Here is a 26,319-nt window from a genome sequence, read left to right as displayed (position 1 = left end):
ATCAATATCTATTTTGTATTAATTCATTTAATTCCTGAATTAATTGTTTCATTACTTTTCGGGGAACAGCAATGCATCGCGTAATAAATGATCATTTCCCCGACGGCGAGTAAAACCAATGCGGTCAAAATATTCCAGAATCTGAATAGCCAATTTGCGCCCGATGTTAAGCCTGTCGCGAAAATCAGCGGCACATGTCGATCCCCTTTCCTGATCCAGTTCGCGGATCATATTGGCAAAGGCCACTATCCGATCGTTACGGTAATAACGATCTTTCACGATCGCGGTGATGATGCCTTGCTGCGCCGCTTGTCGTAACACCACACGCATCATTTGCTCATCCGTGCCCGTCTGTTTTGCCAGGTCGCGCACCCACCACGGCTCATCGCCAAAAAGCGGTTCTGCTTTTTGCCAGATAGCCTGCTGCTCATCGCTGAAACCGGCCTTGTGATCGGGCAAATGCAGCCAGCCATGATGACTATGGATGACGCCGCTCTCGCGCATCTTTTCAATCAGCAGCAGGACCAGCGCTTCATCTTCCATCGGCAAAGCCATCCGGCGCAGGCGTTCGCGCCCAGGTCCAGGCTCATCGCGGTGCTGGTCGTGGTAAGTCGCCAGCGTATCGAGGATTTTGCGCTGCCAGCGCGCTGCAACAGTGGCATCCAACAGACTGTATCCTGCCTGAATAAAACCATGCTGCTCGATCAACGGACGCATGCCGTTACCGTTGAGCTGACGCGCCCAGGCGAAGTCGGGAATATTTACCGCTCCACGCGTCAGATGCAACGCCAGAGCGTCACCATCACTCTGTGCGTTTTCCAACGCCGACAGCCACTGCAAATATTCCGGCTTACGCTTCCCGCGACGCGGCGGATTGAGCGTGACCGCGCGCGCACCTGCCAGCGTCGTGCGAGCCGAAATATCGCGCAGCACCAGACGATCGTTATCGGCGAGCCAGAGCGGCGTATCAAACACCAGTTCCGCCAGCGTCCCTTCAAGCAGCGAGATTCTCCCGGTAACGTGGCTGGCAGCGTGGTGAATATGCAACGGTTGCCACTGCATCAGCGGCGCGGCATGTTCTAAAGAGACAATCACGCGGGTAAACGCCTCTGGCGGCGCATCAGCAAGCAGCCAGTCGCCGCGGTTAAGTTCTTCTTTTTGCGCATCACCGGCAATATTTAGCGCAATACGTTGTCCCGCCTGCGCGCGATCGGTGGCCTGATTTTGTGCATGCAGGCTACGTACGCGCATCGGTTTGTTGACGCCCGTGAGCCACAGTGTGTCACCGACATTCACTTCACCGCTGAGCGCCGTCCCGGTCACCACCAGCCCTGCGCCTTTAACCGTAAAGGCACGGTCAATCGCCAGGCGGAAGCTGTGATCGCGGGCATGCTCGCGCGACGTTAATTGCAGCAAATGTTCGCGCAGTTCCTCGATGCCACGGCCTTCACTGGCGGCAGTGACGAAAAGCACCGACTCCGCGAAACCATAATTCCCCAGCGTGGCCTGAATTTCCGCACGCACCTCTTCAATTCTTGCTTCGTCCACGCGGTCGGCTTTCGTAAGCGCCACGGTGATCTGCGGATTACCCGTCAGTTGCAGAATTTGCAAATGCTCACGCGTTTGCGCCATCACGCCGTCATCACACGCCACCACCAGCAGCGCGTGATCAATCCCACCGACACCCGCCAGCATGTTAGACAGAAACTTTTCGTGTCCGGGCACATCGATAAATCCCAGTATCCGCCCGTCCGGCTGCGGCCAGTAGGCATAGCCGAGATCGATGGTCATGCCGCGCTTTTTTTCTTCCGGCAGACGGTCGGCATTCACGCCGGTAATCGCCTGTAATAACGTTGTTTTTCCGTGGTCAACGTGTCCGGCGGTTGCAATAATCATTTCAGCATCATCTCCATAAACCGGGTCTCGTCTTCAAGGCAGCGCAGATCCAGCCACATGCGGCCATCATAAATCCGGCCAATGATCGGCACGGGCAGTGCACGCCAACGGGCGGCCAGTGCTTCGAGGCGGCTACCGCGTCCGTCATGGGGGGTAAAGGTTAATGCCGCGCTGGGCAGCCTATCAACCGGTAGCGAGCCGCTGCCAATTTGCGACAGGCAAGGCATGACGTTCAGGGCGAATTCGTCACCGTAATGCTCGGCAAGCCGTGCCTGTAAGTGTTGGGCCTGCGCGTGGACAGCCTCCTGCGAGCGAGTGAGCTGGCGTAACGTCGGCAACTTCTGCGCCAGCGCTTCCGGGTGCAGGTAGAGTCGCAGCGTCGCTTCCAGCGCAGCCAGTGTCATTTTATCAGCCCGTAATGCGCGTTTCAGCGGATGGCTCTGTAAGCGAGCGATCATCTCTTTTTTACCGACGATAATCCCGGCCTGCGGCCCGCCCAGTAATTTATCGCCAGAGAAGCTCACCAGACTGACGCCAGCGGCAATCAGCTGTTGCGGCATCGGCTCCTGCGGTAATCCATACTGGCTGAGATCGACCAGTGAGCCGCTGCCGAGATCCGCCACCACCGGCACATCCAGTTCCTTGCCAATAGCGGCCAGCTCAGCCTCATCCACCGACTTCGTAAAGCCTTCAATGCTGTAATTACTGGTATGGACTTTCATCAGCAGAGCGGTATTTTCATTCACCGCCTGACGGTAATCTTTCGCATGGGTCCGGTTGGTGGTACCGACTTCGCGCAGAACACATCCGGCCTGGCACATCACGTCCGGAATACGAAACGCGCCGCCAATTTCCACCAGCTCACCGCGCGAAACGACCACCTCTTTGCCGTTGGCCGTGGCGGCCAGCATCAGTAAAACCGCTGCCGCATTGTTATTGACGATACAGGCGTCCTCCGCTCCCGTCAGACGGCAGAGTAAATCCGCCAGCGCCCGATCCCGATGTCCACGTCCGGCATCATCCAGGCTGTATTCCAGCGTCACTGGCGTGCGCATGGCTTGCACCACCGCCTCGATCGCTTCTTCGGCCTGCGACGCTCGCCCAAGGTTGGTATGCAGCACCGTTCCGGTCAGGTTAATCACCGGACGCAGCGCGCTTTGCGATTCTCGTTCCAGCCGGGCGCTGGCTTCTTGCGCCCAGTCCTCACACCATGCCGGGAGCGCGTGCGTGTCGCGAATCGTATCTCTGGCTTCGTCAAGCATATGACGCAGCAGGTCAACCACCCGGGTATGACCGTGAGAATCACGTAAGGCTGGGAAGGCGCTATCGCGCAATAAACGATCGATAGCGGGAAGCTGGCTGTAGAGTGAACGCATGTCGGTTGTCATGAAAGGGCCTGGCTGTTGGTGGCCCTCTCCACCACGGAGAGGGCTATCGATATAGGAAGGATTGTACCGTGACTTTGCTCAGGCAGGTATTATCTGCATCAAGCCTTTGGCGGTTCTGTGCGGGCAAAACTTTCGCGTTGAAAAAGCGTTTCCACCAGTTTGACCAGACGTGGGCGGTCCACACACCAGCCGGGCGCGACCCGACGGAAATTGAGATAACCGACGGCACAGGCAATCGCGATGGTAGCCAGGTTAACCGTATCCGTTTTCAGCGTACCGTCCGCCAGATAGCCTTCCAGCATATCCAGACTGCGGGTGATCTTCTCCCGCTGGCGTAACAATTCAGTTTCTGACTGCTGCGCGGCGGGGCGAGCCTGCTCGCGCACCGAGACTAATCCCGCATCCATAATACCGTCGGCCAGCGCTTCCAGTTGACGAACTTTGAGTGCCGCTAACGGTTCACCCGGTAGCATGGCTGGCGCAATATCCAGCAGCTCGATGTATTCTGCGATAATCGGAGAGTCGAACCAGTACTCGCCCTCATCGGTGACCAACGCAGGTACTTTTCCTAGCGGGTTATAACGCGCCACGCCACTATCCGCGCTATAGGGAAGTTCATTCACAAATTCGAAGGTGATGCCCTTTTCCAGTAACAGAATAGAAATTTTACGCACAAAAGGGCTGGTATAGCTGCCAATAAGTTTCATGCCGGGTCCTTTTTGCCAACAAAAATATCAGTATGGCTCAGGTCACCGTAAATGGCAGGTGATGACGGTCTCAATGATCCAAATAAAGATAATGCATCCAGCTGGTCATGCGCAGCAGCACTTTACGCATCACTGACACGTGAGCGAAATGGTCGGAATAGACCGCCACCTGAGCATAGATACCGTCCGGCAGCGCATCCACATCGGCATTAGGATCCAACTCAATCGTAGCCAGCACGCCATCGGTACCCGGCACCACCGTTAAGGACTGTAATGCCCCCTGCGCCTGATAAGAACCGCCCGGCACAACCGGAAGAATAGAGGTCAACTTGCCGGAGAAAACCTGACCAGGCAGCGCGTTGAAGACCACTTCCGCTTCATCACCCGGTTTAAGACGCAGCAACGAGTTCTGGCGGAACTGCGCCACAATTTGCCGTTTCTGTTCTGGAATAAATACCATCACCGGGCGCAGAGGTAGTGCGGCGGCGTAGGTCCCGGGCCGAATAAGCACCTGCGTAACATAGCCGTTGCTGGGGGCACGGACGATAGTCTGCTCAAGATTGTATTTGGCTTCAGCGAGCTGAGCGCGCAGAGACGCAACCTGAGATTGCTCCCCGTTGACCATACTGTCTAACTGACTCTGAATCTGCGTCTGTTCGGCAACGGAACCTTTTACCAGCGCGTCCTGTGCCAGATAGTTCTGCCGGGCGTTGTCGATATCGCTTTCAGAGAAGGGATTAACCTTCGCCTGGCTGCCCTTCAAATAGCGTTGATAATCTTTATACAGACGATCGCGTTCAGCGGAAACGCGGGTAGTGTTGGCGACGGCTTCAGAAAGTTGGGCTTTCAGATTGTCGATGTTGTGTGTGGCGGTAACAAGATCAGCCTGCAGTCTGTCAACACGTGCCTGATAGCGGCCTGGATCGAGTTTAAATAACACTTCGCCTTTTTTAATCAACTGATTATTTTTATCCGTTACCTCACTAACAATTCCTGTGACTTGCGGAGTGATCGGAATTGAAATAACCGCTTTTTGCGCCGTAAAGGTATACGGGTGGTTATAGTTCATTAATAAGATCAGTCCCGCAACAATGAATACCCCACCTAATGCAGCAGTAGCGAGCGTCCATTGGTTTACCGGAATACGGAATATTTTAAAGATGGCCCAGGCAAAGGCCACATAGGTCAGGACTATCAACAAATCCATGATTAAATCTCCGGAAAGGTGGAGTAATCTGTTTTCTTCTCCCCATCCAGTCTTTTTTCCAACTGGGTGATGCGCGCTGCCAGTGCGGCAATCTCGGGGTCTGGGTCCTTTCCGTTCGACATGATGTGTGATTGCATGCCCCACCCACGTTCAGGCTGGTAGAGCGTCGCCCAAATCCACAGGAACGGCCATATTGCATGGAGTGTAAACAGGCTAATCCAACCCGCCGTATGAATGGCATCAGCATGAGGATGGTTGCGTTTTTTAGCCATGTTATAGGGAATATCGTGAATGGCGATGATTCCGTAAAACAGAACCAGAAAGACGAAGATCAGCACGCCCAGTGCGAAATAATTTAGAAACATACCTGCCTCGAATTCACGCTAATTAGAGTTTTTTTATGCCGGCAGCCGCATGCACCCAGGCTGATGTTTTGAACATAACTGCAGTTTGGGGTTTTCGCCATACCACAAAATAAATATTTTTTCTGGTGAGAAGTTGCTTTCTTTTGCAATAAAAATATCGGGGGGTAGAACCTGCTGTAGATCACATCCGAGCAAATGCAGATGAAAATACTTTGCGATCTGCATCACAAAGATTCAACAAACAGCAAAGGATAAAATGTGAATCAGTTCACATTTACCCCCCATTTTTGGCGAATTCTGATCCAGTGATGTTTTTTTGTACCGATATTTTGTGATTAAGATCACATTAACTAACGCCATACACCCTATATTTACGTGACGAATATCACATAAAAGGTCGTCGACTGGACAGTTGAACGATTCAGTGCCAGATTTCGCAGTATCTACAGGGTCCGGCTACCTCCTGCCGCTACATTAACAAACCTCGGGCTTTCAGCCTGCGCGATAGCAAACATAAGAAGGGGTGTTTTTATGTCATCCGATATTAAGATCAAGGTGCAAAGCTTTGGTCGATTCCTCAGCAACATGGTGATGCCAAATATCGGCGCGTTTATCGCGTGGGGTATTATCACCGCATTATTCATTCCGACAGGGTGGTTGCCGAACGAAACGCTGGCGAAGCTTGTCGGTCCTATGATCACCTATCTGCTGCCGCTGCTGATCGGTTATACCGGTGGTAAGCTGGTTGGCGGCGAACGTGGCGGCGTGGTTGGTGCTATCACCACCATGGGCGTTATCGTCGGTGCAGATATGCCAATGTTCCTCGGCGCGATGATCGCAGGTCCGCTGGGCGGCTGGGCTATCAAACATTTCGACAACTGGGTAGACGGTAAGATCAAGTCCGGTTTTGAGATGCTGGTGAATAACTTCTCCGCAGGCATCATCGGGATGATCCTCGCCATTCTGGCATTCCTTGGCATTGGCCCATTGGTTGAAGCACTGTCCAAAATCCTGGCGGCAGGCGTTAACTTCATGGTTGTCCATGACATGCTGCCGCTGGCGTCTATCTTCGTTGAACCGGCGAAAATCCTGTTCCTCAACAACGCCATCAACCACGGTATTTTCTCACCGCTGGGAATTCAGCAGTCCCATGAGATGGGCAAATCCATCTTCTTCCTGATTGAAGCTAACCCGGGTCCGGGTATGGGCGTTCTGCTGGCATACATGTTCTTCGGTCGCGGCAGCGCTAAGCAGTCTGCGGGCGGCGCGGCAATCATCCACTTCCTGGGTGGTATCCACGAAATTTACTTCCCGTACGTGCTGATGAACCCACGTCTGATCCTGGCCGTTATCCTCGGCGGTATGACTGGCGTATTTACCCTGACTATCCTGAACGGCGGTCTGGTTTCTCCGGCCTCTCCGGGTTCTATCCTGGCCGTGCTGGCCATGACGCCGAAGGGCGCTTACTTCGCTAACATCGCTGCTATCTGTGCTGCTATGGCAGTCTCCTTTGTGGTTTCAGCCATTCTGCTGAAAACCAGCAAAGTGAAAGAAGATGATGACATTGATGCCGCAACCCGTCGTATGCACGACATGAAAGCGGAATCCAAAGGCGCATCTCCGCTGGCGGCTGGCGACGTGACCAACGACCTGAGCCATGTGCGTAAAATCATTGTTGCCTGCGATGCCGGTATGGGTTCCAGCGCCATGGGTGCGGGCGTACTGCGTAAGAAAGTACAGGATGCAGGTCTGTCTCAGATTTCCGTCACTAACAGCGCGATTAACAATCTGCCGCCGGATGTGGATCTGGTCATTACCCACCGTGACCTGACCGAACGCGCGATGCGCCAGGTGCCTCAGGCACAGCACATTTCGCTGACCAACTTCCTCGACAGTGGCCTGTACTCCAACCTGACCGAACGTCTGGTCGCTGCACAGCGCCACAACGTGAACGAAGAGAAAGTCCGCGATCACCTGAAAGACAGCTTTGAAGAGGGTGATACTCACCTGTTCAAACTGGGTGCGGAGAATATCTTCCTCGGTCGTAAAGCCACTAACAAAGAGGAAGCAATTCGCTTTGCTGGTGAGCAACTGGTGAAAGGCGGTTACGTTGAGCCAGAATACGTCGAGGCGATGCTGGACCGCGAAAAACTGACTCCGACTTACCTCGGCGAGTCCATTGCAGTACCGCACGGAACGGTTGAAGCCAAAGACCGTGTGCTGAAAACCGGTGTGGTGTTCTGCCAGTACCCGGAAGGCGTTCGCTTCGGTGAAGAAGAAGACGATATTGCCCGCCTGGTGATTGGTATCGCAGCACGTAACAACGAGCACATCCAGGTGATTACCAGCCTGACCAACGCGCTGGATGACGAATCCGTGATCGAACGTCTGGCCCATACCACCAGCGTGGATGAAGTTCTGGAGCTGCTGGCGGGTAAAAAAGCTTAACGGTTAAGTATCTCCAAAATAGTTCGAGCTGCAGGAAGGCGGCAACGCAGTGAATCCCCAGGAGCGTACATAAGTACGTGACTGGGGTGAGCGAGGAGAGCCAACGCATCTGCAGTTCGAAATATGAAGGCGATATCCTCTCCCTTGTGGAGAGGGTTAGGTTGAGGGAAAAGCCTCACCCCAGCCCTCTTGGGTAAAAACATTGATGAAGGTTAATACTATGAAAGCATTACATTTTGGCGCAGGTAATATCGGTCGTGGCTTTATCGGCAAACTGCTGGCGGACGCGGGGATACAGCTGACGTTCGCGGATGTAAATCAGGTCGTACTCGATGCCCTGAATGCCCGTCATAGCTATCAGGTTCATGTCGTAGGTGAAAACGAACAGGTTGATACCGTCTCCGGCGTCAACGCCGTGAGCAGCATCGGCGATGATGTCGTCGACCTGATTGCCCATGTAGATTTAGTCACTACCGCCGTCGGTCCAGTCGTGCTTGAGCGTATCGCTCCGGCCATCGCCAAAGGGCTGGTTAAACGCAAGGCACAGGGTATAGCTACTCCGCTGAATATCATCGCCTGTGAAAACATGGTGCGCGGAACGACCCAGTTGAAAGGCCATGTAATGAACGCGCTGGCAGATGAAGACAAAGCCTGGGTTGAAGAACATGTTGGCTTCGTCGATTCCGCCGTGGACCGCATTGTTCCGCCTTCGGCTTCAGCAACCAATGACCCGCTGGAAGTTACCGTAGAAACCTTCAGTGAGTGGATTGTCGACAAAACACAGTTCAAAGGTGAACTACCAAATATTCCAGGAATGGAATTAACTGATAACCTAATGGCATTTGTCGAACGTAAACTCTTCACGCTGAACACCGGGCATGCTATAACCGCGTACCTCGGAAAATTGACCGGTCATCAGACCATCCGTGACGCGATTCTCGACGAGAAAATCCGCGCAGTGGTAAAAGGTGCGATGGAAGAGAGCGGCGCGGTACTGATCAAACGCTATGGTTTTGATGCAGCAAAACATGCGGCATACATTCAGAAAATCCTCGGTCGCTTTGAAAACCCGTATCTGAAAGATGACGTTGAGCGCGTGGGTCGTCAGCCGCTGCGTAAGCTGAGCGCGGGAGATCGTCTGATTAAACCGCTGCTGGGTACGCTGGAGTATGGTTTGCCGCATGCGAATCTGGTTATCGGTATTGCGGCAGCGATGCACTATCGCAGCGAAGAAGATCCGCAGGCACAGGAACTGGCCGCGCTGATTGACGAAAAAGGTCCACAGGCCGCGCTGGCGCAAGTTTCCGGGCTGGATGCCAACAGCGATGTCGTGCTTGAGGCTGTTAACGCGTATAACGCAAAGAAATGATGCAGGACCTGGCGCAGGATATCCTGCGCCTAAATAATAGATTGTCAGATATGCAGGCAATAATGGAACAAACGCAGGCCTTTGAAAATCGTGTGCTTGAGCGTCTGAATGCTGGCAAAACCGTACGCAGCTTCCTCATCACCGCCGTAGAACTGCTCACCGAGGCGGTGAATATTCTTGTGCTTCAGGTATTTCGCAAAGACGACTATGCGGTGAAATATGCTGTAGAACCACTGCTTGACGGCGACGGTCCGCTGGGCGATCTTTCCGTTCGCCTGAAGCTCATCTACGGTCTGGGCGTGCTCAGCCGACCGGAGTATGAAGACGCCGAGCTTCTGATGGCGCTGCGGGAAGAGTTAAACCATGACGGCAATGAATATGCGTTCACCGACGACGAAATTCTTGGTCCGTTTGGCGAACTCCACTGCGTGACGGCACTCCCGCCGCCACCGCAGTTTGATACCTCAGACTCAGGTCTGCACGCGATGCAGATCCAGCGCTACCAGCAGATGGTGCGCTCCACGATGGTACTTTCCCTGACCGAGCTGATTTCTAAAATCAGCTTAAAAAAAGCCTTTCAAAAATAAGACGATGCTTGCTTATTTCTCTTCCTGCTGCGGTCGATAAAGCTGCCGATAGTACGCCAGACGTTGCAGATACAACTGCGCATTCTCCTGCGGTATTTCAGAAGGGACAACGTTGCGTGGCGGTGTTTTATTCAGATACTCGCGAAAAGCCTGGCTTGAAGCCATAAAATCGACCGTCTTATCAATTAGAGCCGAAACGTTCTCACCTATTTTCGCCATAATCTTCCCTCCTCCATGTATTAACCGCGCTCAGCCTGCGCGGTTGATCATTTAAGTTTAGGATCGGTTTGGCAAATACATTAAGGAAAACGTGCTTCACTATGAACCCGCCAACAAAATGCGCCATGGTCGATCTTATCGCTTAAAATTCCTTATTAATCAAAATAGTAATATTTTCATTAGCTGAATAATACTTGCAACATTTGATTATTTATCTTCGATTAGTTGTGAATAATCCCGCTCTGCGCGCATACTATAGGATATTCATCCTATTTTTATCAGAAGCTATCCTATGAAAGAAGTCGAAAAAAACGAAATTAAACGCCTGAGCGATCGTCTGGACGCTATCCGCCACCAGCAGGCTGACCTGTCTCTGGTTGAAGCCGCCGACAAATATGCTGAGTTGGAGCAAGAGAAAGAAACTCTGGAAAACGAGATTGCGCGTCTGCGTGAAGTCCATGGTCAGAAGCTGAGCAAAGAAGCGCAAAAGCTGACGAAACTCCCTTTCCGTCGTACCATCACCAAAAAAGAACAGGCCGACATGGGCAAGCTGAAGAAGAGCGTGCGCGGCCTGATTGTCGTTCACCCGATGACCGAGCTTGGCCGTGAAATGGGCCTGAAAGAGATGACGGGCTTCGCGAAGAGCGAGTTCTGATCTCCCACCGGGCAACATCCGCTTGCCCGGTCCTTCACTTCCCCCTCGAAATTGGCCCTACCAATTTTAGCCAGATCATACCAGCACCTCACATTTCATTAAAATGTGCGTACAATACCGTTGCCAATAAATAACATTTGATTAACCATTCATTGTCATTACCCCTACACAACAATATTGGCAGGGCCACTTTTACACATAATGTGACGAAGATTTGAGCAAAGACTCATTCCATTATGTCGGCGGCCCCCAGGAGACCTGCAATGAATCTCTGGCAACAGAACTACGACCCGGCCGGTAACATCTGGCTTTCCAGTCTGATCGCATCGCTCCCCATCCTGTTCTTTTTCTTCGCCCTGATTAAGCTCAAGCTGAAAGGCTACGTTGCGGCGTCATGGACGGTGGTGATCGCTTTGTCGGTCGCCTTGCTGTTTTACAAAATGCCGGTCGATCACGCTCTGGCATCCGTAGTGTACGGTTTCTTCTACGGTCTGTGGCCAATTGCCTGGATCATTATCGCTGCGGTATTCGTCTATAAAATCTCGGTGAAGACTGGGCAGTTCGATATTATCCGCTCCTCGATACTCTCGATTACCCCAGACCAGCGTCTGCAAATGCTGATTGTCGGTTTCTCCTTTGGGGCATTCCTCGAAGGGGCGGCAGGCTTCGGTGCTCCGGTAGCGATTACCGCCGCGCTGCTGGTTGGCCTTGGCTTTAACCCACTGTATGCGGCAGGCTTGTGCTTGATCGTAAACACCGCTCCAGTCGCTTTTGGGGCAATGGGCATTCCGATTCTGGTTGCCGGTCAGGTTACCGGGCTGGACAGCTTCGAGATTGGCCAGATGGTGGGCCGTCAACTGCCGTTCCTGACCATTATCGTGCTGTTCTGGATTATGGCGATTATGGATGGCTGGCGTGGCGTGAAAGAAACCTGGCCTGCGGTGATGGTCGCTGGCGGCTCGTTTGCTATCGCGCAGTATCTCAGCTCTAACTTTATCGGACCGGAACTGCCGGACATCATCTCTTCTCTGGTTTCCCTGGTCTGTCTGACGCTGTTCCTGAAGCGCTGGCAACCGGTACGCATCTTCCGCTTTGGTGATATGGGCGCTTCGCAGGTCGATATGGATCTGTCGCGCACCCGCTACACCGCCGGGCAAATCATCCGCGCCTGGTCGCCGTTCCTGTTCCTGACAGCTACCGTCACGCTGTGGAGTATACCGCCGTTTAAAGCGCTGTTTGCGCCAGGCGGCGCGATGGACCACTGGGTAGTCAATATTCCGGTTCCGTTCCTCGACAAGCTAGTTGCCCGTATGCCGCCGGTCGTACACGAAGCCACAGCCTACGCGGCGGTGTACAAATTTGACTGGTTCTCCGCGACCGGTACCGCAATACTGTTTGCCGCCCTGCTGTCCATCGTCTGGCTGAAGATGAAGCCGTCTGCTGCGCTTCAGACCTTTGGTAGCACGCTGAAAGATCTGGCGCTGCCTATCTACTCCATCGGGATGGTGCTGGCATTCGCCTTTATCTCTAACTACTCCGGGCTTTCATCCACCCTGGCATTGGCCCTGGCGCACACCGGCAGCGCATTTACCTTCTTCTCGCCGTTCCTTGGCTGGCTGGGGGTATTCCTGACTGGATCCGACACCTCATCAAACGCACTGTTTGCCGCCCTACAGGCCACGGCCGCTCAGCAAATCGGTGTTTCGGATGTATTGATGGTGGCTGCAAATACCACCGGCGGCGTGACCGGAAAGATGATCTCTCCGCAATCTATCGCTATCGCCTGTGCGGCAGTGGGATTAGTGGGAAAAGAGTCTGACCTGTTCCGCTTTACCGTGAAGCACAGTCTGATTTTCACCTGCATGGTGGGTGTGATTACCACACTGCAGGCCTATGTCTTAACCTGGATGATTCCATGATAGTGATGCCCAGACGCCTGTCAGACGAAGTCGCATCTCGTGTGCGGGCGCTGATTGAAGAACAACAGCTGGAAGCGGGCATGAAGTTGCCCGCTGAGCGCCAGTTGGCCGTACAGCTCGGCGTATCGCGCAACTCGCTGCGCGAGGCGTTAGCAAAGCTGGTGAGTGAAGGCGTACTGATTAGCCGTCGTGGCGGTGGGACGTTTATCCGCTGGCAGCATGAGGCATGGTCTGAACAAAACATCGTTCAGCCGCTGAAAACCCTGCTGGCGGACGATCCTGATTACAGTTTCGATATTCTGGAAGCCCGCCACGCCATCGAAGCCAGCACCGCCTGGCACGCAGCTATGCGTGCCACTGCTGCCGACAAAGAGAAGATCAGGCTCTGTTTCGAGGCCACACAAAGCGAAGATCCAGATCTCGCCTCGCAGGCAGACGTTCGCTTTCATCTCGCCATTGCAGAGGCCTCACACAACGTGGTGCTGTTACAGACCATGCGCGGTTTCTTCGACGTATTGCAGTCTTCGGTGAAACAGAGCCGCCAGCGTATGTACCTCGTGCCGCCCGTATTTTCACAACTGACGGCACAGCATCAGGCTGTACTGGATGCGATTGTTGCCGGAGATGCCGACGGCGCGCGTAAAGCGATGATGGCGCACCTCAATTTTGTCCACACCACGATTAAACGATTTGATGAAGATCAGGCCCGCCAGGCGCGAATCACCCGCCTGCCCGGTGACCCTGGTGAGAATAGCAGGGAGAACAACACATGATTATTTCAGCAGCCAGCGACTATCGCGCCGCAGCCCAGCGCATCCTACCCCCCTTCTTGTTCCACTATATTGACGGTGGGGCGTATGCAGAGCACACTTTGCGCCGTAACGTGGCAGACCTGTCGGAGGTGGCCCTTCGCCAGCGCGTGCTGAAGAATATGTCCGACCTGAGCCTGGAGACAAAGCTGTTCAACGAAACGCTCTCCATGCCGGTGGCCCTTGCACCTGTCGGTCTGTGCGGCATGTATGCGCGTCGGGGCGAAGTTCAGGCCGCCGCCGCCGCTGATGCCAAAGGCATTCCGTTTACGCTTTCCACAGTATCCGTATGCCCGATTGAAGAAGTCGCCCCGACTATCAAGCGTCCGATGTGGTTTCAGCTGTATGTTCTGCGCGATCGCGGCTTTATGCGTAACGCCCTGGAACGCGCTAAAGCGGCGGGTTGTTCCACGCTGGTCTTTACCGTCGATATGCCAACACCTGGCGCACGCTACCGTGACGCCCATTCCGGGATGAGCGGCCCAAATGCCGCACTGCGCCGCTACTGGCAGGCAGTCACCCATCCACAATGGGCATGGGACGTTGGCCTGAACGGTCGCCCGCATGATTTAGGCAATATCTCGACCTATCTTGGCAAACCCACCGGCCTTGAGGATTACATCGGTTGGCTGGCGAATAACTTCGATCCGTCAATTTCCTGGAAAGACCTCGAGTGGATCCGCGAATTTTGGGATGGTCCGATGGCGATCAAAGGGATCCTCGATCCTGAAGATGCTCGCGACGCCGTACGCTTCGGCGCTGATGGCATCGTTGTCTCTAACCACGGTGGTCGCCAGTTAGACGGCGTGCTGTCTTCAGCCCGCGCGCTGCCCGCTATTGCCGATGCGGTAAAAGGCGATATCGCGATTCTGGCAGACAGCGGGATCCGCAACGGTCTGGACGTCGTACGCATGATTGCGCTGGGTGCGGATAGCGTGCTGCTGGGCCGTGCTTATCTGTACGCGCTGGCAACCCACGGTCAGGCCGGTGTGGCGAATCTGCTGAATCTGATCGAGAAAGAGATGAAGGTGGCAATGACCCTGACCGGTGCAAAATCGATTAGCGAAATCAGTCATGATTCGCTGGTACAAGAACTGGGAAAAAGCCTGCCTGCTGCGCTGGCACCTCTGGTTCAGGGTAGCGCGGCGTAACAATATCCCCATAAAACCCACTTTCTGCATGGTCGGTCTGTTCTCAGTCCGGCCATTTTTCATCCAAAAAATAACGACCAGTTAACATTTATAACCAATATATTTGACAACTTTTTATCCACCTGTCAGATGTATATACAAGCTAATACAAGGGCGAAATATACAGATAACAACCATCATAACGGGCGAGGGTAACATGGCTTATTCCGGAAAAGTGAATATCCAGCAGGCGATAGATGACAGTCCTTTTTCGCGCTTCCACTGGGTCATTATTGTCCTGGGTTTTCTGGTCCTGGCCATCGACGGCTTCGATACGGCGGCGATGGGCTATATTGCGCCCACGCTCTCAGCCGACTGGGGCATCAAGAAACAGGATCTCGGACCGGTGTTAAGCGCCGCGCTATTGGGCCTGTCATTTGGTGCACTGCTGGCCGGACCGATTTCCGATCGTATGGGCCGTAAACGCGTGCTGGTCTTTTCCTGTCTGTTTTTTGGCCTCGCCAGTCTGGGAACTGCCTATGCCCAGACGCTGAATATGCTCACATTTTGGCGCTTTCTCACCGGGCTAGGTCTTGGTGCTGCAATGCCCAATGCCATCACCCTGGTGTCAGAATTTGCACCAAAACGCTGTCGTTCAATGGCGATTAACACCATGTACTGCGGCTTTCCGTTAGGGGCTGCAGGCGGCGGGGTGATCTCCTCCTGGCTTATCCCTAACTACGGCTGGCACAGCGTCCTGCTTGCCGGTGCGATTGCCCCGCTGGCCCTCACCGTATTGTTGGTGCTGTTCCTGCCGGAGTCGGTGAAGTATCTGGTTCACCGCGGTAAAGGGGTTGCACAGGTTAAACGCATTGCTCAACGCTTTATGTCGGGAAGTCTGGAACAGGTTACCCAGTTTTATCTGGATGAAGACCGCGTCACAGTCAAAAAAGGCAGCGTGGCACAGCTATTCAGTATGCCCTGGCTGCCGGGCACGCTGATGCTCTGGATGACCTACTTTATGGGATTGGTTATCTATTACGTGCTGTTGAGCTGGATGCCAACGCTGATGCTGGGAATGGGCTATCCGCTGGCTGAATCCGCCTGGCTGACCTCACTGTTTACCTTCGGCGGTACCGCAGGGATCCTGCTGGCCGGTTGGTTAATGGACCGTTGGGAAGCGCATAAAGTGGTGTCACTCGGCTTTATTCTGACGATGCTGTTTGCCCTCGCTCTCGGGTTTGAACATAACCATATTATCCTGTTCGGCGCACTGATCTTCCTGATGGGGATTACCATGAACGGCGCGCAGTCCGGGCTGCAGACGCTGGCCGCCACGTTTTATCCGACCCACTGTCGCGCGACGGGCATTGCCTGGATGCAGGGCGTGGGCCGCTTCGGTGGCGTAGCCGGAACGATGATGAGCGCCCAGTTGCTTTCCCTGCAATGGCAGGCAGACAGTATATTAATGTTCCTCAGCCTTCCGGCGCTGGTTGCGGCTGCCGCAACGATTTACAAACTGCAACGCTATAAACCGCACGCGCTGACCGTCGCATAGTACCCGCGCTTTCTGCTATTCTGCCCCCCGTTATCAAGGGGGCAGTATGCTTAACATCGTTTTATTTGAACCAGAAATCCCGCCAAATACCGGCAATATTATCCGTCTTTGCGCCAACACCGGCTTTCGTCTGCATATTATTGAGCCAATGGGCTTTACCTGGGACGACAAGCGCCTGCGTCGCGCGGGGCTGGATTACCATGAGTTTACCGCCGTGCTGCGCCACCCTGATTACGCCAGCTTCGTCGCCGCAGAAAATCCGCAACGTCTGTTTGCCCTGACCACCAAAGGTACGCCAGCGCATAGCGCAGTAAGCTATCAGGATGGGGATTATCTGATGTTTGGCCCGGAAACTCGCGGTCTGCCACCCAGCATCCTCGACGCGCTGCCAGCCGAACAAAAAATTCGAATTCCGATGATGCCGGACAGTCGCAGCATGAACCTGTCAAATGCGGTGTCGGTGGTGGTGTATGAGGCCTGGCGCCAGTTAGGTTATCCCGGCGCGGTATTGCGTAGTTGATTTGTGTCGGATGGCGGCTGACGCCTTATCCGACCTACGAGATTTGTAGGCCCGGTAAGCACTGCGCCGCCGGGCATAGCTCGAAATCAGATGCCATCACCGTATTCGAAAGTATGATGAATCCCGTTGAAATGCTGATCCATATCCATAGACGGTTTATCGCTGTCAGGCTTACCGACGATGCGTGCAGGTACGCCTGCCGCAGTGGTATGCGGGGGTACCGGTTGTAAAACCACGGAACCTGCGCCAATCTTCGCGCCGCGCCCGACTTCAATGTTGCCGAGAATTTTTGCTCCCGCGCCAATCATTACACCTTCACGAATTTTCGGATGACGATCGCCGCCGGCTTTACCGGTCCCGCCTAGCGTGACGGATTGCAGAATAGAGACATCATTTTCAATCACTGCCGTTTCACCGACCACAATGCCGGTTGCGTGATCGAGCATAATCCCACGGCCAATTTTTGCCGCCGGATGAATGTCTACCTGGAAGGTAACGGACACCTGATTTTGCAGGAAGATCGCCAGCGCCTGACGCCCCTGATGCCACAGCCAGTGACCGATACGGTAGGCCTGAAGCGCATGAAAACCCTTCAGGTACAGAAGTGGGGTGGAATATTTATCGACAGCCGGGTCACGCGTACGTACCGCCTGAATATCACAGGCCGCTGAGGCAATCATTTCAGGATCGGCGGCATAGGCCTCTTCCACGACTTCGCGAATCGCAATGGCGGGCATGATTGGAGAAGCGAGTTTATTCGCCAGCATATAGCTTAGCGCACTGCCGAGATTTTCATGTTTGAGCAGCGTTGCGTGGTAAAAACTGGCCAACATTGGCTCACATTCCGCCAGTGCCCGGGCTTCCGCTTTAATGTTTTTCCAGACGATATCCAGTTCTTCACACGGCATTGCGTACTCCAGAAGGTAGCAAAACGACCGACCCGTTCTTCGCGGGTCGGGTCGTTAGATTGAAACGGTTCCTTACGGCTAGTGGCTGCTTCGCTCGTCCTTGCGCGCACGACCTAATAACGTCAATGCTGCCTCGCGCGCGTTTTTTCCGCAATACAATACTTGATAAATTTCCTCGGTTATTGGCATCTCGACACCAAAACGGTGCGCCAATTCACGAACTTCTTTCGTATTGCGGTAGCCTTCAACCACCTGACCAATCTTGTCCTGCGCGCCCTGCACGTCCATACCCTGGCCGAGCATCATGCCAAAACGACGGTTACGCGACTGGTTGTCGGTACAGGTCAGCACCAGATCGCCTAAACCCGCCATCCCCATAAAGGTGGCAGGATCGGCACCCAGCGCCGCGCCAAGGCGAGACATTTCGGTCAGTCCACGGGTGATCAATGCGGTACGCGCATTCGCGCCAAAACCGATGCCGTCAGACATCCCCGCACCAATCGCAATGACGTTTTTCACCGCGCCGCCAAGCTGCACGCCAATGAAATCCGGGTTGCTGTAAACGCGAAAGCTTTTGCCGCAGTGCAGCAACTGCTGGAGATCGTCAGCAAAGGCGTCGTCCGTCGAGGCCAGAGAGATCGCCGTCGGCATACCTGCTGCCAGCTCTTTGGCGAACGTCGGGCCGGAAATAACCGCCAGTGGAATTGAGTCCCCCAGCGCTTCACGCGCGACGTCCTGCAGCAGACGCCCCGTTTCCGCCTCCAGACCTTTTGTCGCCCAGACCAGTCGTGCGTCAGGACGCATCAGCGGTTTGATGTTACGCAGCACTTCGCCAAAGACGTGGCTCGGCACCACCACCAGGATATTACGACTGGCGGCCAGCGCAGTGGCTAAATCACTTTCCAGGCGCAGCGTTTCGGGAAAAGGCACATCAGGGAGGAACGCGACGTTGCAGCGATCGTGCTCAAGGGTCGCGATATGTTTCGGATCATGGCCCCACAGGACAACCTGATGGCCATTTCTTGCCAGGGTGATGGCAAGAGCGGTGCCGTACGAGCCGGCACCAATCACAGTCATTGAAGCATTACTTTGGTTCATCAGGCATCCTGATGTTCTTCAGTACCTTCGCCAGCCTGCTGCTGTAAATAGTTCATGAACAGCGCATCAAAGTTGACCGGCGCAAGGTTCAGTTGCGGGAACGTACCGCGTGATACCAGGCTGGTGATGCATTCACGGGCATACGGGAACAGAATGTTCGGGCAGTATGCGCCCAGGCAATGCGCCATCTGAGTCCCTTCGATACCACTGATGGAGAAAATACCGCCCTGCTGAACTTCGCACAGGAACGCAGTTTCTTCACCCAAGGAAGCCGTTACGGTGACACGCAGCACTACTTCATACACGTCATCTGCCAGTTGGGTAGATGCGGTATCAAGATCCAGTTTAACCTCTGGCTGCCAATCTTTCTGGAAAACATGCGGTGCATTTGGCGCTTCGAAAGACACATCCTTGGTATAGATACGTTGGATCTGGAAAGCCATTTCAGTGTTATTTTGTTCTGACATGTTTAGAAAACCCTTAGTGTTGTCCTTTAAATACTTTCAGTACGCCTTATCGCAGCAGGGGATCCAGTCCACCACGCGCATCCAACGCATACAAGTCGTCACAACCGCCAATGTGCTGTGCATCAATAAAAATCTGCGGAACCGTCGTACGGCCACTGCGCTTGATCATCTCTTCACGCTTTACGGCATCGCCGTCAATCGGAAGCTCCTGGAAACTCACACCCTTGCTGTTCAACAGCGCTTTTGCGCGATGGCAAAACGGGCAGGTTGCTTTGGTGTAGATCTCAATATTGGCCATGACTTATCTCCAGTGTTCTTTTTACCCTGCGGCATGAAAGAAGACGGGTAAATTACTTGCCGCGAACCAGTGGCAGATTCTCACCACTCCAGCCCGCTACGCCGTCTTTCAGTACGGATACCTGCTCAAAACCGGCTTTAATCAGCGCAGTTGCTGAATCCTGGCACTGCATGCCTGAACCATCAACCACAATCACAGGTTTGTTTTTGTGTTTTTCAAGTTCGCCAAAATTGTTGGCTTTGATTTCGCTCGGCAGCAGGTTAGTGGAGCCTGCGATATGGCCTTTGCGGAAGTCGTCGCGCTGGCGTAAATCCACAACAACGGCGTCTTCTTTGTTGATGAGACGTGTAGCTTCGCCGCGAGTAATCACCTTCACTTTTGAGGTCAGGCTCTTAAACGTGGTAAATAATACAGCCGCCAGTAACGCAATCCAGGCGATACTCAAGACAGGGTGGCGACTAACAAATTGCATAATTTCTTGCATGGGGGGTAACAACTCCCGACTCAGTGATTAAAAAACCAGGAAAGGAGTATACCTGCGCGTTGGCGCAAATACAGCCAGAGCGTGCATTGGATTGCATTTTTGCGGGGCGCTACGGAAAAAAAAATGTAAATCGGTGTTCCCCTTAGCACGCGATCCCCCATTATTTGATCTTCGGGGGCTACTTTATCGATTCAGCTGTAGTAAAATTACGCAATTATTTTTTATCTCTTGAGTGTGAGGTTGTCGCAATGTCGGTTTCTAAAAAACCTATGGTACTGGTGATTCTGGATGGCTACGGCTATCGCGAAGACAGCCAGGATAACGCCATTTTTAGTGCTAAAACCCCGGTAATGGATGCGCTGTGGGCAAAACGTCCGCATACCCTGATTGATGCGTCCGGTCTGGAAGTCGGCCTGCCCGATCGCCAGATGGGCAACTCCGAAGTGGGTCACGTCAACCTGGGCGCGGGCCGTATCGTGTATCAGGACCTTACCCGTCTGGACGTTGAAATCAAAGAACGTACTTTCTTCGCTAACCCGGTGCTGACCGATGCGGTCGACCAGGCAAAAAATGCCGGGAAAGCGGTACACATCATGGGTCTGCTCTCTGCTGGCGGCGTTCACAGCCACGAAGATCACATCATGGCGATGGTAGAAATGGCCGCTGAACGCGGCGCTGAAAAAATCTATCTGCACGCTTTCCTTGATGGTCGTGATACCCCGCCGCGCAGCGCTGAACATTCACTGCAGAAATTCGAAGAGAAATTTGCCGCGCTGGGCAAAGGCCGCGTAGCGTCCATCATCGGTCGTTACTACGCTATGGACCGCGACAACCGTTGGGATCGCGTTGAACAGGCTTACGATCTGATGACGCTGGCGAAGGGCGAGTTCCAGTTCGCTACGGCGGTTGAAGGTCTGCAGGCTGCTTATGCCCGCGACGAAAACGACGAATTCGTTAAAGCCACCGTGATCCGTGCCGAAGGTCAGGCAGATGCTGCTATGGAAGATGGCGATACGCTGATTTTCATGAACTTCCGTGCTGACCGTGCGCGTGAAATCACCCGTGCGTTTGTTAACGCTGATTTCGACGGCTTCGCCCGTAAGAAAGTCGTTAACCTCAACTTTGTGATGCTGACCGAATACGCGGCAGACATCAAAACTGCGGTTGCTTACCCACCAGCATCTCTGGCCAACACCTTTGGTGAGTGGATGGCGAAGAACGAAAAAACGCAGCTGCGTATTTCCGAAACTGAAAAATATGCGCACGTGACCTTCTTCTTCAACGGCGGCGTAGAAGAGCCGTTCAAAGGCGAAGACCGCATCCTGATCAACTCTCCGAAAGTTGCGACCTACGATCTGCAGCCGGAAATGAGCTCTGCTGAACTGACTGAGAAGCTGGTTGCAGCGATTGAGAGCGGTAAATACGACACCATCATTTGTAACTACCCGAACGGCGACATGGTTGGTCACACCGGGGTGATGGAAGCAGCGGTTAAAGCGGTTGAAGCGCTGGATCACTGCGTTGAGCAGGTGACTAAAGCGGTTGAGTCCGTTGGCGGCCAGTTGCTGATCACCGCAGACCACGGTAACGCAGAGCAGATGCGCGATCCGTCCACCGGTCAGGCACATACTGCACATACCAACCTGCCCGTTCCGCTGATTTATGTCGGTGGTAAGAACGTCAAAGCAGTCGAAGGCGGCAAACTTTCTGATATCGCCCCGACGATGCTGACGCTGATGGGTATGGAAATCCCGCAAGAGATGACTGGTAAGCCGCTGTTCATCGTGGAATAATCCCTCCCCATGAGGGGAAAGGCGATTAATACCATCACTCGGGCCGTGAAACCGCGTAAGTTTTCAGTCAGGCCCTTGTTCTACGCCAGCGCGCTTAGCGCTGGCGTATTGCTGTGCGCCTTTTCCGCCCACGCGGACGAACGCGACCAGCTCAAATCGATTCAGGCCGATATCGCGGCAAAAGAACGCGCGGTACGCCAACAGCAACAACAACGTTCCACTCTCCTCGCTCAGCTTAAAGCTCAGGAACAAGCCATCGCCGTTGCCGCAAGGCAGTTACGCGAAACGCAGAACTCACTGGCACAGCTGAACGCGCAAATCGCAGAGATGAACGCAGCACTCGCGAAGCTGGAAAAGCAACGAGCAGCGCAAGAGCGCAGTCTGGCAGCCCAGTTAGACGCCGCGTTTCGCCAGGGTGAACACACCGGTATTCAGCTCATCCTTAGCGGCGAAGAAAGCCAGCGCGGACAGCGCCTGCAAGCCTATTTCGGCTACCTGAACCAGGCGAGGCAAGAAACTATCGCGCAGCTGAAACAAACCCGCGAAGAGGTCGACTCGCAAAAAGCCGAGCTGGAAGATAAGCAAAGCGAACAGCAGACGCTACTGTACGAACAGCGCGCTCAGCAGGCTAAGCTGGAACAGGCACGTAACGAACGCCAGAAAACGCTTTCGAGTCTGGAATCATCGATTCAACAGGGTCAGCAGCAGCTAGGCGAAATGCGCGCCAACGAATCGCGCCTGCGCAACAGCATTGCTCGCGCCGAAGCCGCAGCCAAAGCACGCGCGGAACGTGAAGCCCGCGAGGCGCAGGCCGTACGCGATAAGCAACAGGATGCATCACGGAAAGGCTCAACCTACAAACCGACCGAAAGTGAAAAATCTCTGATGTCACGTACCGGCGGTTTGGGTTCGCCACGCGGCCAGGCATTCTGGCCCGTTCGGGGTCCAACCCTACATCGTTATGGCGAACAACTGCAGGGTGAGCTACGTTGGAAGGGGATGGTTATTGGTGCATCCGAAGGCACCGAAGTTAAAGCCATTGCCGATGGTCGCGTCATTCTGGCGGACTGGTTGCAGGGCTATGGCCTGGTGGTCGTCGTTGAGCACGGTAAAGGCGATATGAGCCTGTACGGTTATAACCAGAGCGCACTGGTCAGCGTCGGTACGCAGGTTCGCGCCGGGCAGCCTATAGCACTAGTGGGTAGCAGCGGCGGTCAGGGCAGGCCGGCACTCTATTTCGAAATTCGTCGCCAGGGTCAGGCGGTCAATCCACAGCCGTGGTTGGGAAGATAAGTTTTGCCACAACAATTTCGTCGTCTACTACTCTCTCTCGCCAGCCTGCTGGCCTTCGCAACACCTGTTTTTGCTGGCAAACTCGCCATCGTCATTGATGATTTCGGCTATCGCCCACACACTGAAAACCAGGTACTGGCGATGCCTTCTACCATCTCCGTTGCCGTTCTGCCTAACGCCCCACATGCGCGTGAAATGGCAATCAAAGCGCATAACAGCGGGCATGAAGTCTTAATCCATCTGCCAATGGCACCGCTGAGCAAGCAGCCGTTAGAGAAAGATACTTTACGCCCTGAAATGAGCAGCGAAGAGATTGAGCGAATTATTCGCGACGCGGTAAGCAAAGTACCGAATGCGGTCGGTCTGAACAACCATATGGGCAGCGCGATGACCTCCAGCCTGTTTGGCATGCAGAAGGTGATGCAGGCGCTGGAGCGCTACGATCTCTACTTCCTGGACAGCATGACCATTGGTAACAGCCAGGCAATGCGCGCAGCGTCAGGGACCGGTGTGAAAGTCATCAAACGCAAAGTCTTCCTGGATGACACGCAAAACGAAGCCGATATTCGCCGTCAGTTTAATCGTGCAGTCGAGTTGGCGCGCCGCAACGGTTCCGCAATCGCCATTGGCCACCCTCACCCGTCTACGGTTCGTGTCCTGCAGCAGATGCTGTATAGCCTGCCAGCCGACATCACGTTGGTTCGCCCAAGCAGCCTGCTCAATGAACCGCAGGTGGATACCTCCAGACCAAACCTCACGCCACCGAAGAACGGTACACCTGATGCGCCGCGTAATCCTTTCCGCGGGGTGAAATTATGCAAACCGAAGCAGCCGTTAGAGCCAGTGTACGCCAGCCGCTTCTTCAGCGTGCTCGGCGAAAGCATTACCCAAAGCACGCTGGTGCAATATATGCGCCTGCAGTGGCAGGGCTGGCAATAATCACTCTTTGCTATCCAGCGTTAAATGAGCCAGGCGGCGCGGCGTCAGTGCTTTATCGCGCCACTGGCTAAAGCGGATGGCCCACAACAGCACCTGATAGCCCAGCTTAACGCTGCAAATATTGCTTACCATACGCTTGAACATACCCGACACGAATACTTCAGCAATCATGCGCTGGCGGATTTTCTCGTCTGGCTCTTTACGTATGCAATGACAAACGCGCAGCGCTTCGTAAATCACCTGCTGTTTGAATTCCGGGTAAATGGGAATACGCCCGGCGTAGTCGTGATTCATCTTATCCAGCAGACGGGTAATTTTGATGTAGTGGCGCTGGTAAGCGAGGTTTTTCAGCCCGGTGCGCGGCAGACGGCTAACAGATGCGCCGTGCAGGAAGTATTTATACAGAGGGATTTCCGTGTAACGCGCGCGCTTCGCATTAAACATAAACTCCGTCGTCCAGATAATATCCTGGTGATGCAGGCCAGACAGGAAGGTCAGCCCCGCGTCGCGGATAGTCTGATGACGATAAACGCCCATCCAGACAACGTGTCGCCAACGGCGGCTGGCTAACGCTTTGCGTAACCAGTCTGGCCCGGTCATCACGCCGGTAGAACGAATACGATCGGTAGGAATGGATGCCCAAGTGTGGCCGGTTTCCGCAATACACCAATCAGCGTTGCACTGCGCAACATCCAGGTTGTCTTTCAGCGCCATAGTCATCAGCGTTTCATACATTTCCGGGTAGGCAATATCATCGCCGTCTACGTACGCGATGTACTCCCCCCTGGCGACTTTCATACCGGTATTGCGCGCCGCCGAAACGCCCCCATTGCGCTGGTGCAGCAGATGAACGTGCGGATAACGATCCGCATAAGACTGAGCAAGCTCCGCAGAGTTATCCGTAGAGCCATCATTAACAATGATGATCTCCAGGTTCTTCCAGGTTTGCGCAATCAGCGAATCCATACACGCAATGAACGGTTCACCCGTGTTGTAAAGCGGCATAATGACGCTCAGGAGACCAGGGATATAGGTCATATCAAATCCAGCCAGACAATAGAGTAATCGGCACTTTTTAGCATATTAAGCGGTAGATTTTCAGAAAAAATTATTAATTCTTTAGCGGAAAATGCGCCGGGCGGGAGAGATTGTGCAGGCAAAAAACGCCCCGGATGATTAATGATAATCAACATCCGGGGACAACACACAGAATCCACAGGGTGGATACGGTTAATCCCAGCTCAGGATCACTTTCCCTGACTGGCCTGAACGCATCGCGTCAAAGCCCTGCTGGAATTCATCAATGGAGAATCGATGGGTGATGATCGGCGACAAATCCAGACCAGACTGGATCAGTGCAGCCATTTTGTACCATGTCTCAAACATCTCACGACCGTAGATACCTTTAATAAACAGTCCTTTAAAGATAACTTTCGTCCAGTCGATGGACATATCAGATGGCGGAATACCCAGCATAGCAATACGGCCACCGTGATTCATGGTGTCCAGCATAGCGCGAAACGCTGGCGGCGCCCCGGACATCTCCAGGCCCACATCAAACCCCTCGGTCATACCCAGTTCAGCCATCACGTCGGTCAGATTCTCTTTCGATACGTTGACCGCGCGAGTGATACCCATTTTGCGCGCCAGCTCAAGGCGATACTCATTAACGTCGGTGATCACCACGTGGCGTGCGCCAACGTGCTTCGCGACCGCCGCCGCCATAATACCGATTGGACCCGCACCGGACACCAGTACATCTTCCCCAACCAGATCGAACGACAGCGCCGTGTGCACTGCATTACCGAACGGATCGAAGATAGACGCCAGGTCGTCGGAGATATTGTCCGGGATTTTAAATGCGTTAAATGCCGGGATCACCAGGTACTCCGCAAAGCAGCCCGGACGGTTTACACCGACACCGGTGGTATTGCGGCACAGGTGAGTACGTCCACCGCGGCAGTTACGGCAATGTCCGCAGGTGATATGACCCTCACCAGAAACACGATCGCCGATTTTAAAGCCTTTAACTTCCTGGCCGATGCCAACAACTTCGCCGACATATTCATGCCCAACGACCATCGGTACTGGGATGGTTTTTTGCGACCATTCATCCCAGTTATAAATGTGAACGTCAGTCCCGCAGATGGCTGTTTTACGGATTTTAATCAGCAAATCGTTATGACCGACTTCCGGTTCAGGAACGTCTGTCATCCAAATGCCCTCTTCCGCTTTCAGTTTGGATAACGCTTTCATTTCACA

The 26,319-nt window shown here is 53.9% G+C and carries 25 protein-coding genes; 12 read left to right on the top strand and 13 right to left on the bottom strand.

The window, feature by feature from the left end; genetic code table 11:
• Positions 1-51: 51 nt before the first annotated feature.
• From selB to SK33_RS00635, 5 genes are all read right to left on the bottom strand, one after another.
• A complete protein-coding gene (selB, locus tag SK33_RS00655) occupies positions 52-1,896 on the bottom strand; it encodes a selenocysteine-specific translation elongation factor (RefSeq protein WP_048218825.1) in 1,845 nt (614 codons plus the stop codon).
• Positions 1,893-3,284, bottom strand: a complete 1,392-nt coding sequence (selA, locus tag SK33_RS00650; protein ID WP_048218826.1) for an L-seryl-tRNA(Sec) selenium transferase — start codon at positions 3,282-3,284, stop codon at positions 1,893-1,895. Before selA ends, selB begins: the two co-directional genes overlap by 4 nt.
• 98 nt (positions 3,285-3,382) lie before the next feature.
• Complete coding sequence (locus SK33_RS00645; RefSeq protein ID WP_003024191.1) at positions 3,383-3,991, bottom strand: glutathione S-transferase; 609 nt, start codon at positions 3,989-3,991, stop codon at positions 3,383-3,385.
• A gap of 70 nt (positions 3,992-4,061) precedes the next feature.
• The gene (locus SK33_RS00640) at positions 4,062-5,198 is read right to left on the bottom strand and encodes an HlyD family secretion protein (protein WP_003024188.1); all 1,137 of its coding nucleotides are present in this window, start codon (positions 5,196-5,198) and stop codon (positions 4,062-4,064) included.
• Positions 5,199-5,200: 2 nt separating this feature from the next.
• Positions 5,201-5,563: a DUF3302 domain-containing protein gene (locus SK33_RS00635; RefSeq protein ID WP_003024186.1), complete on the bottom strand. Its 363-nt coding sequence runs from the start codon at positions 5,561-5,563 to the stop codon at positions 5,201-5,203.
• A gap of 531 nt (positions 5,564-6,094) precedes the next feature.
• On the opposite strand from SK33_RS00635, the gene mtlA reads away from it, so the two are divergent.
• The 3 genes from mtlA to mtlR all read left to right on the top strand — a co-directional run bounded on the left by mtlA (position 6,095) and on the right by mtlR (position 9,967).
• A complete protein-coding gene (gene mtlA, locus SK33_RS00630; protein ID WP_003024181.1) occupies positions 6,095-8,011 on the top strand; it encodes a PTS mannitol transporter subunit IICBA in 1,917 nt (638 codons plus the stop codon).
• Between the two features lie 220 nt (positions 8,012-8,231).
• Positions 8,232-9,380: a mannitol-1-phosphate 5-dehydrogenase gene (mtlD, locus tag SK33_RS00625; RefSeq protein WP_003024180.1), complete on the top strand. Its 1,149-nt coding sequence runs from the start codon at positions 8,232-8,234 to the stop codon at positions 9,378-9,380.
• The gene (gene mtlR / locus SK33_RS00620) at positions 9,380-9,967 is read left to right on the top strand and encodes a mannitol operon repressor MtlR (protein ID WP_003024179.1); all 588 of its coding nucleotides are present in this window, start codon (positions 9,380-9,382) and stop codon (positions 9,965-9,967) included. Before mtlD ends, mtlR begins: the two co-directional genes overlap by 1 nt.
• A 12-nt stretch (positions 9,968-9,979) precedes the next feature.
• Here the strand turns inward: mtlR and SK33_RS00615 are convergent, their stop codons facing one another.
• A complete protein-coding gene (locus SK33_RS00615; protein ID WP_003024176.1) occupies positions 9,980-10,186 on the bottom strand; it encodes a hypothetical protein in 207 nt (68 codons plus the stop codon).
• 292 nt (positions 10,187-10,478) lie between these two features.
• Here SK33_RS00615 and SK33_RS00610 point away from each other — a divergent pair, with 292 nt between their 5' ends.
• The 6 genes from SK33_RS00610 to trmL all read left to right on the top strand — a co-directional run bounded on the left by SK33_RS00610 (position 10,479) and on the right by trmL (position 16,777).
• Positions 10,479-10,841 carry a YibL family ribosome-associated protein gene (locus SK33_RS00610; protein WP_003024174.1) on the top strand — a complete coding sequence of 121 codons (363 nt, stop codon included), beginning with the start codon at positions 10,479-10,481 and terminating at the stop codon, positions 10,839-10,841.
• A gap of 263 nt (positions 10,842-11,104) precedes the next feature.
• Positions 11,105-12,760: an L-lactate permease gene (gene lldP / locus SK33_RS00605; RefSeq protein WP_048218827.1), complete on the top strand. Its 1,656-nt coding sequence runs from the start codon at positions 11,105-11,107 to the stop codon at positions 12,758-12,760.
• Complete coding sequence (gene lldR / locus SK33_RS00600; RefSeq protein WP_048218828.1) at positions 12,757-13,533, top strand: transcriptional regulator LldR; 777 nt, start codon at positions 12,757-12,759, stop codon at positions 13,531-13,533. Before lldP ends, lldR begins: the two co-directional genes overlap by 4 nt.
• Entirely contained in the window at positions 13,530-14,720 is a 1,191-nt protein-coding gene (gene lldD, locus SK33_RS00595) for an FMN-dependent L-lactate dehydrogenase LldD (RefSeq protein WP_048218829.1), read from the top strand. The genes lldR and lldD overlap by 4 nt, the downstream gene beginning before the upstream one ends.
• A 196-nt stretch (positions 14,721-14,916) precedes the next feature.
• Entirely contained in the window at positions 14,917-16,257 is a 1,341-nt protein-coding gene (locus SK33_RS00590; RefSeq protein ID WP_003024165.1) for an MFS transporter, read from the top strand.
• A 46-nt stretch (positions 16,258-16,303) separates the two neighbouring features.
• Entirely contained in the window at positions 16,304-16,777 is a 474-nt protein-coding gene (trmL, locus tag SK33_RS00585; RefSeq protein WP_003024163.1) for a tRNA (uridine(34)/cytosine(34)/5-carboxymethylaminomethyluridine(34)-2'-O)-methyltransferase TrmL, read from the top strand.
• An 86-nt stretch (positions 16,778-16,863) separates the two neighbouring features.
• On the opposite strand, the gene cysE is transcribed toward trmL, so the two are convergent.
• From cysE to SK33_RS00560, 5 genes are all read right to left on the bottom strand, one after another.
• Positions 16,864-17,685, bottom strand: a complete 822-nt coding sequence (gene cysE, locus SK33_RS00580; RefSeq protein WP_003024160.1) for a serine O-acetyltransferase — start codon at positions 17,683-17,685, stop codon at positions 16,864-16,866.
• Between the two features lie 78 nt (positions 17,686-17,763).
• On the bottom strand, positions 17,764-18,783 hold the full coding sequence (gpsA, locus tag SK33_RS00575; RefSeq protein ID WP_003024157.1) for an NAD(P)H-dependent glycerol-3-phosphate dehydrogenase: 1,020 nt from the start codon (positions 18,781-18,783) through the stop codon (positions 17,764-17,766).
• Complete coding sequence (secB, locus tag SK33_RS00570) at positions 18,783-19,250, bottom strand: protein-export chaperone SecB (protein WP_003024155.1); 468 nt, start codon at positions 19,248-19,250, stop codon at positions 18,783-18,785. Before secB ends, gpsA begins: the two co-directional genes overlap by 1 nt.
• A gap of 46 nt (positions 19,251-19,296) precedes the next feature.
• Positions 19,297-19,548, bottom strand: coding sequence for a glutaredoxin 3 (gene grxC / locus SK33_RS00565; protein ID WP_003024152.1), 252 nt, complete (start codon positions 19,546-19,548; stop codon positions 19,297-19,299).
• A 52-nt stretch (positions 19,549-19,600) separates the two neighbouring features.
• The gene (locus SK33_RS00560) at positions 19,601-20,032 is read right to left on the bottom strand and encodes a rhodanese-like domain-containing protein (protein ID WP_003024148.1); all 432 of its coding nucleotides are present in this window, start codon (positions 20,030-20,032) and stop codon (positions 19,601-19,603) included.
• 248 nt (positions 20,033-20,280) lie between these two features.
• Here SK33_RS00560 and gpmM point away from each other — a divergent pair, with 248 nt between their 5' ends.
• Genes gpmM through SK33_RS00545 form a run of 3 tightly spaced genes read left to right on the top strand, consistent with a single transcriptional unit; the run spans position 20,281 to position 24,057 of the window.
• The gene (gpmM, locus tag SK33_RS00555; protein ID WP_003837640.1) at positions 20,281-21,825 is read left to right on the top strand and encodes a 2,3-bisphosphoglycerate-independent phosphoglycerate mutase; all 1,545 of its coding nucleotides are present in this window, start codon (positions 20,281-20,283) and stop codon (positions 21,823-21,825) included.
• Between the two features lie 33 nt (positions 21,826-21,858).
• A complete protein-coding gene (gene envC, locus SK33_RS00550) occupies positions 21,859-23,118 on the top strand; it encodes a murein hydrolase activator EnvC (RefSeq protein ID WP_229235822.1) in 1,260 nt (419 codons plus the stop codon).
• 3 nt (positions 23,119-23,121) lie between these two features.
• Positions 23,122-24,057 carry a divergent polysaccharide deacetylase family protein gene (locus SK33_RS00545; RefSeq protein ID WP_003024138.1) on the top strand — a complete coding sequence of 312 codons (936 nt, stop codon included), beginning with the start codon at positions 23,122-23,124 and terminating at the stop codon, positions 24,055-24,057.
• Here SK33_RS00545 and SK33_RS00540 read toward each other — a convergent pair whose 3' ends face one another.
• Positions 24,058-25,095 (bottom strand): glycosyltransferase, encoded by a 1,038-nt coding sequence (locus SK33_RS00540; protein ID WP_003024135.1) that lies wholly within the window; start codon positions 25,093-25,095, stop codon positions 24,058-24,060. It abuts the gene before it with no gap.
• A 192-nt stretch (positions 25,096-25,287) separates the two neighbouring features.
• Positions 25,288-26,313, bottom strand: a complete 1,026-nt coding sequence (gene tdh / locus SK33_RS00535) for an L-threonine 3-dehydrogenase (RefSeq protein ID WP_003024132.1) — start codon at positions 26,311-26,313, stop codon at positions 25,288-25,290.
• Positions 26,314-26,319 lie beyond the last annotated feature (6 nt).

This window comes from Citrobacter sp. MGH103 (assembly GCF_001034475.2).
Classification (GTDB): domain Bacteria; phylum Pseudomonadota; class Gammaproteobacteria; order Enterobacterales; family Enterobacteriaceae; genus Citrobacter; species Citrobacter freundii.
The sequence above is the reverse complement of the archived record's forward strand: the minus strand, read 5'-3'. Positions and strand labels throughout refer to the sequence as shown.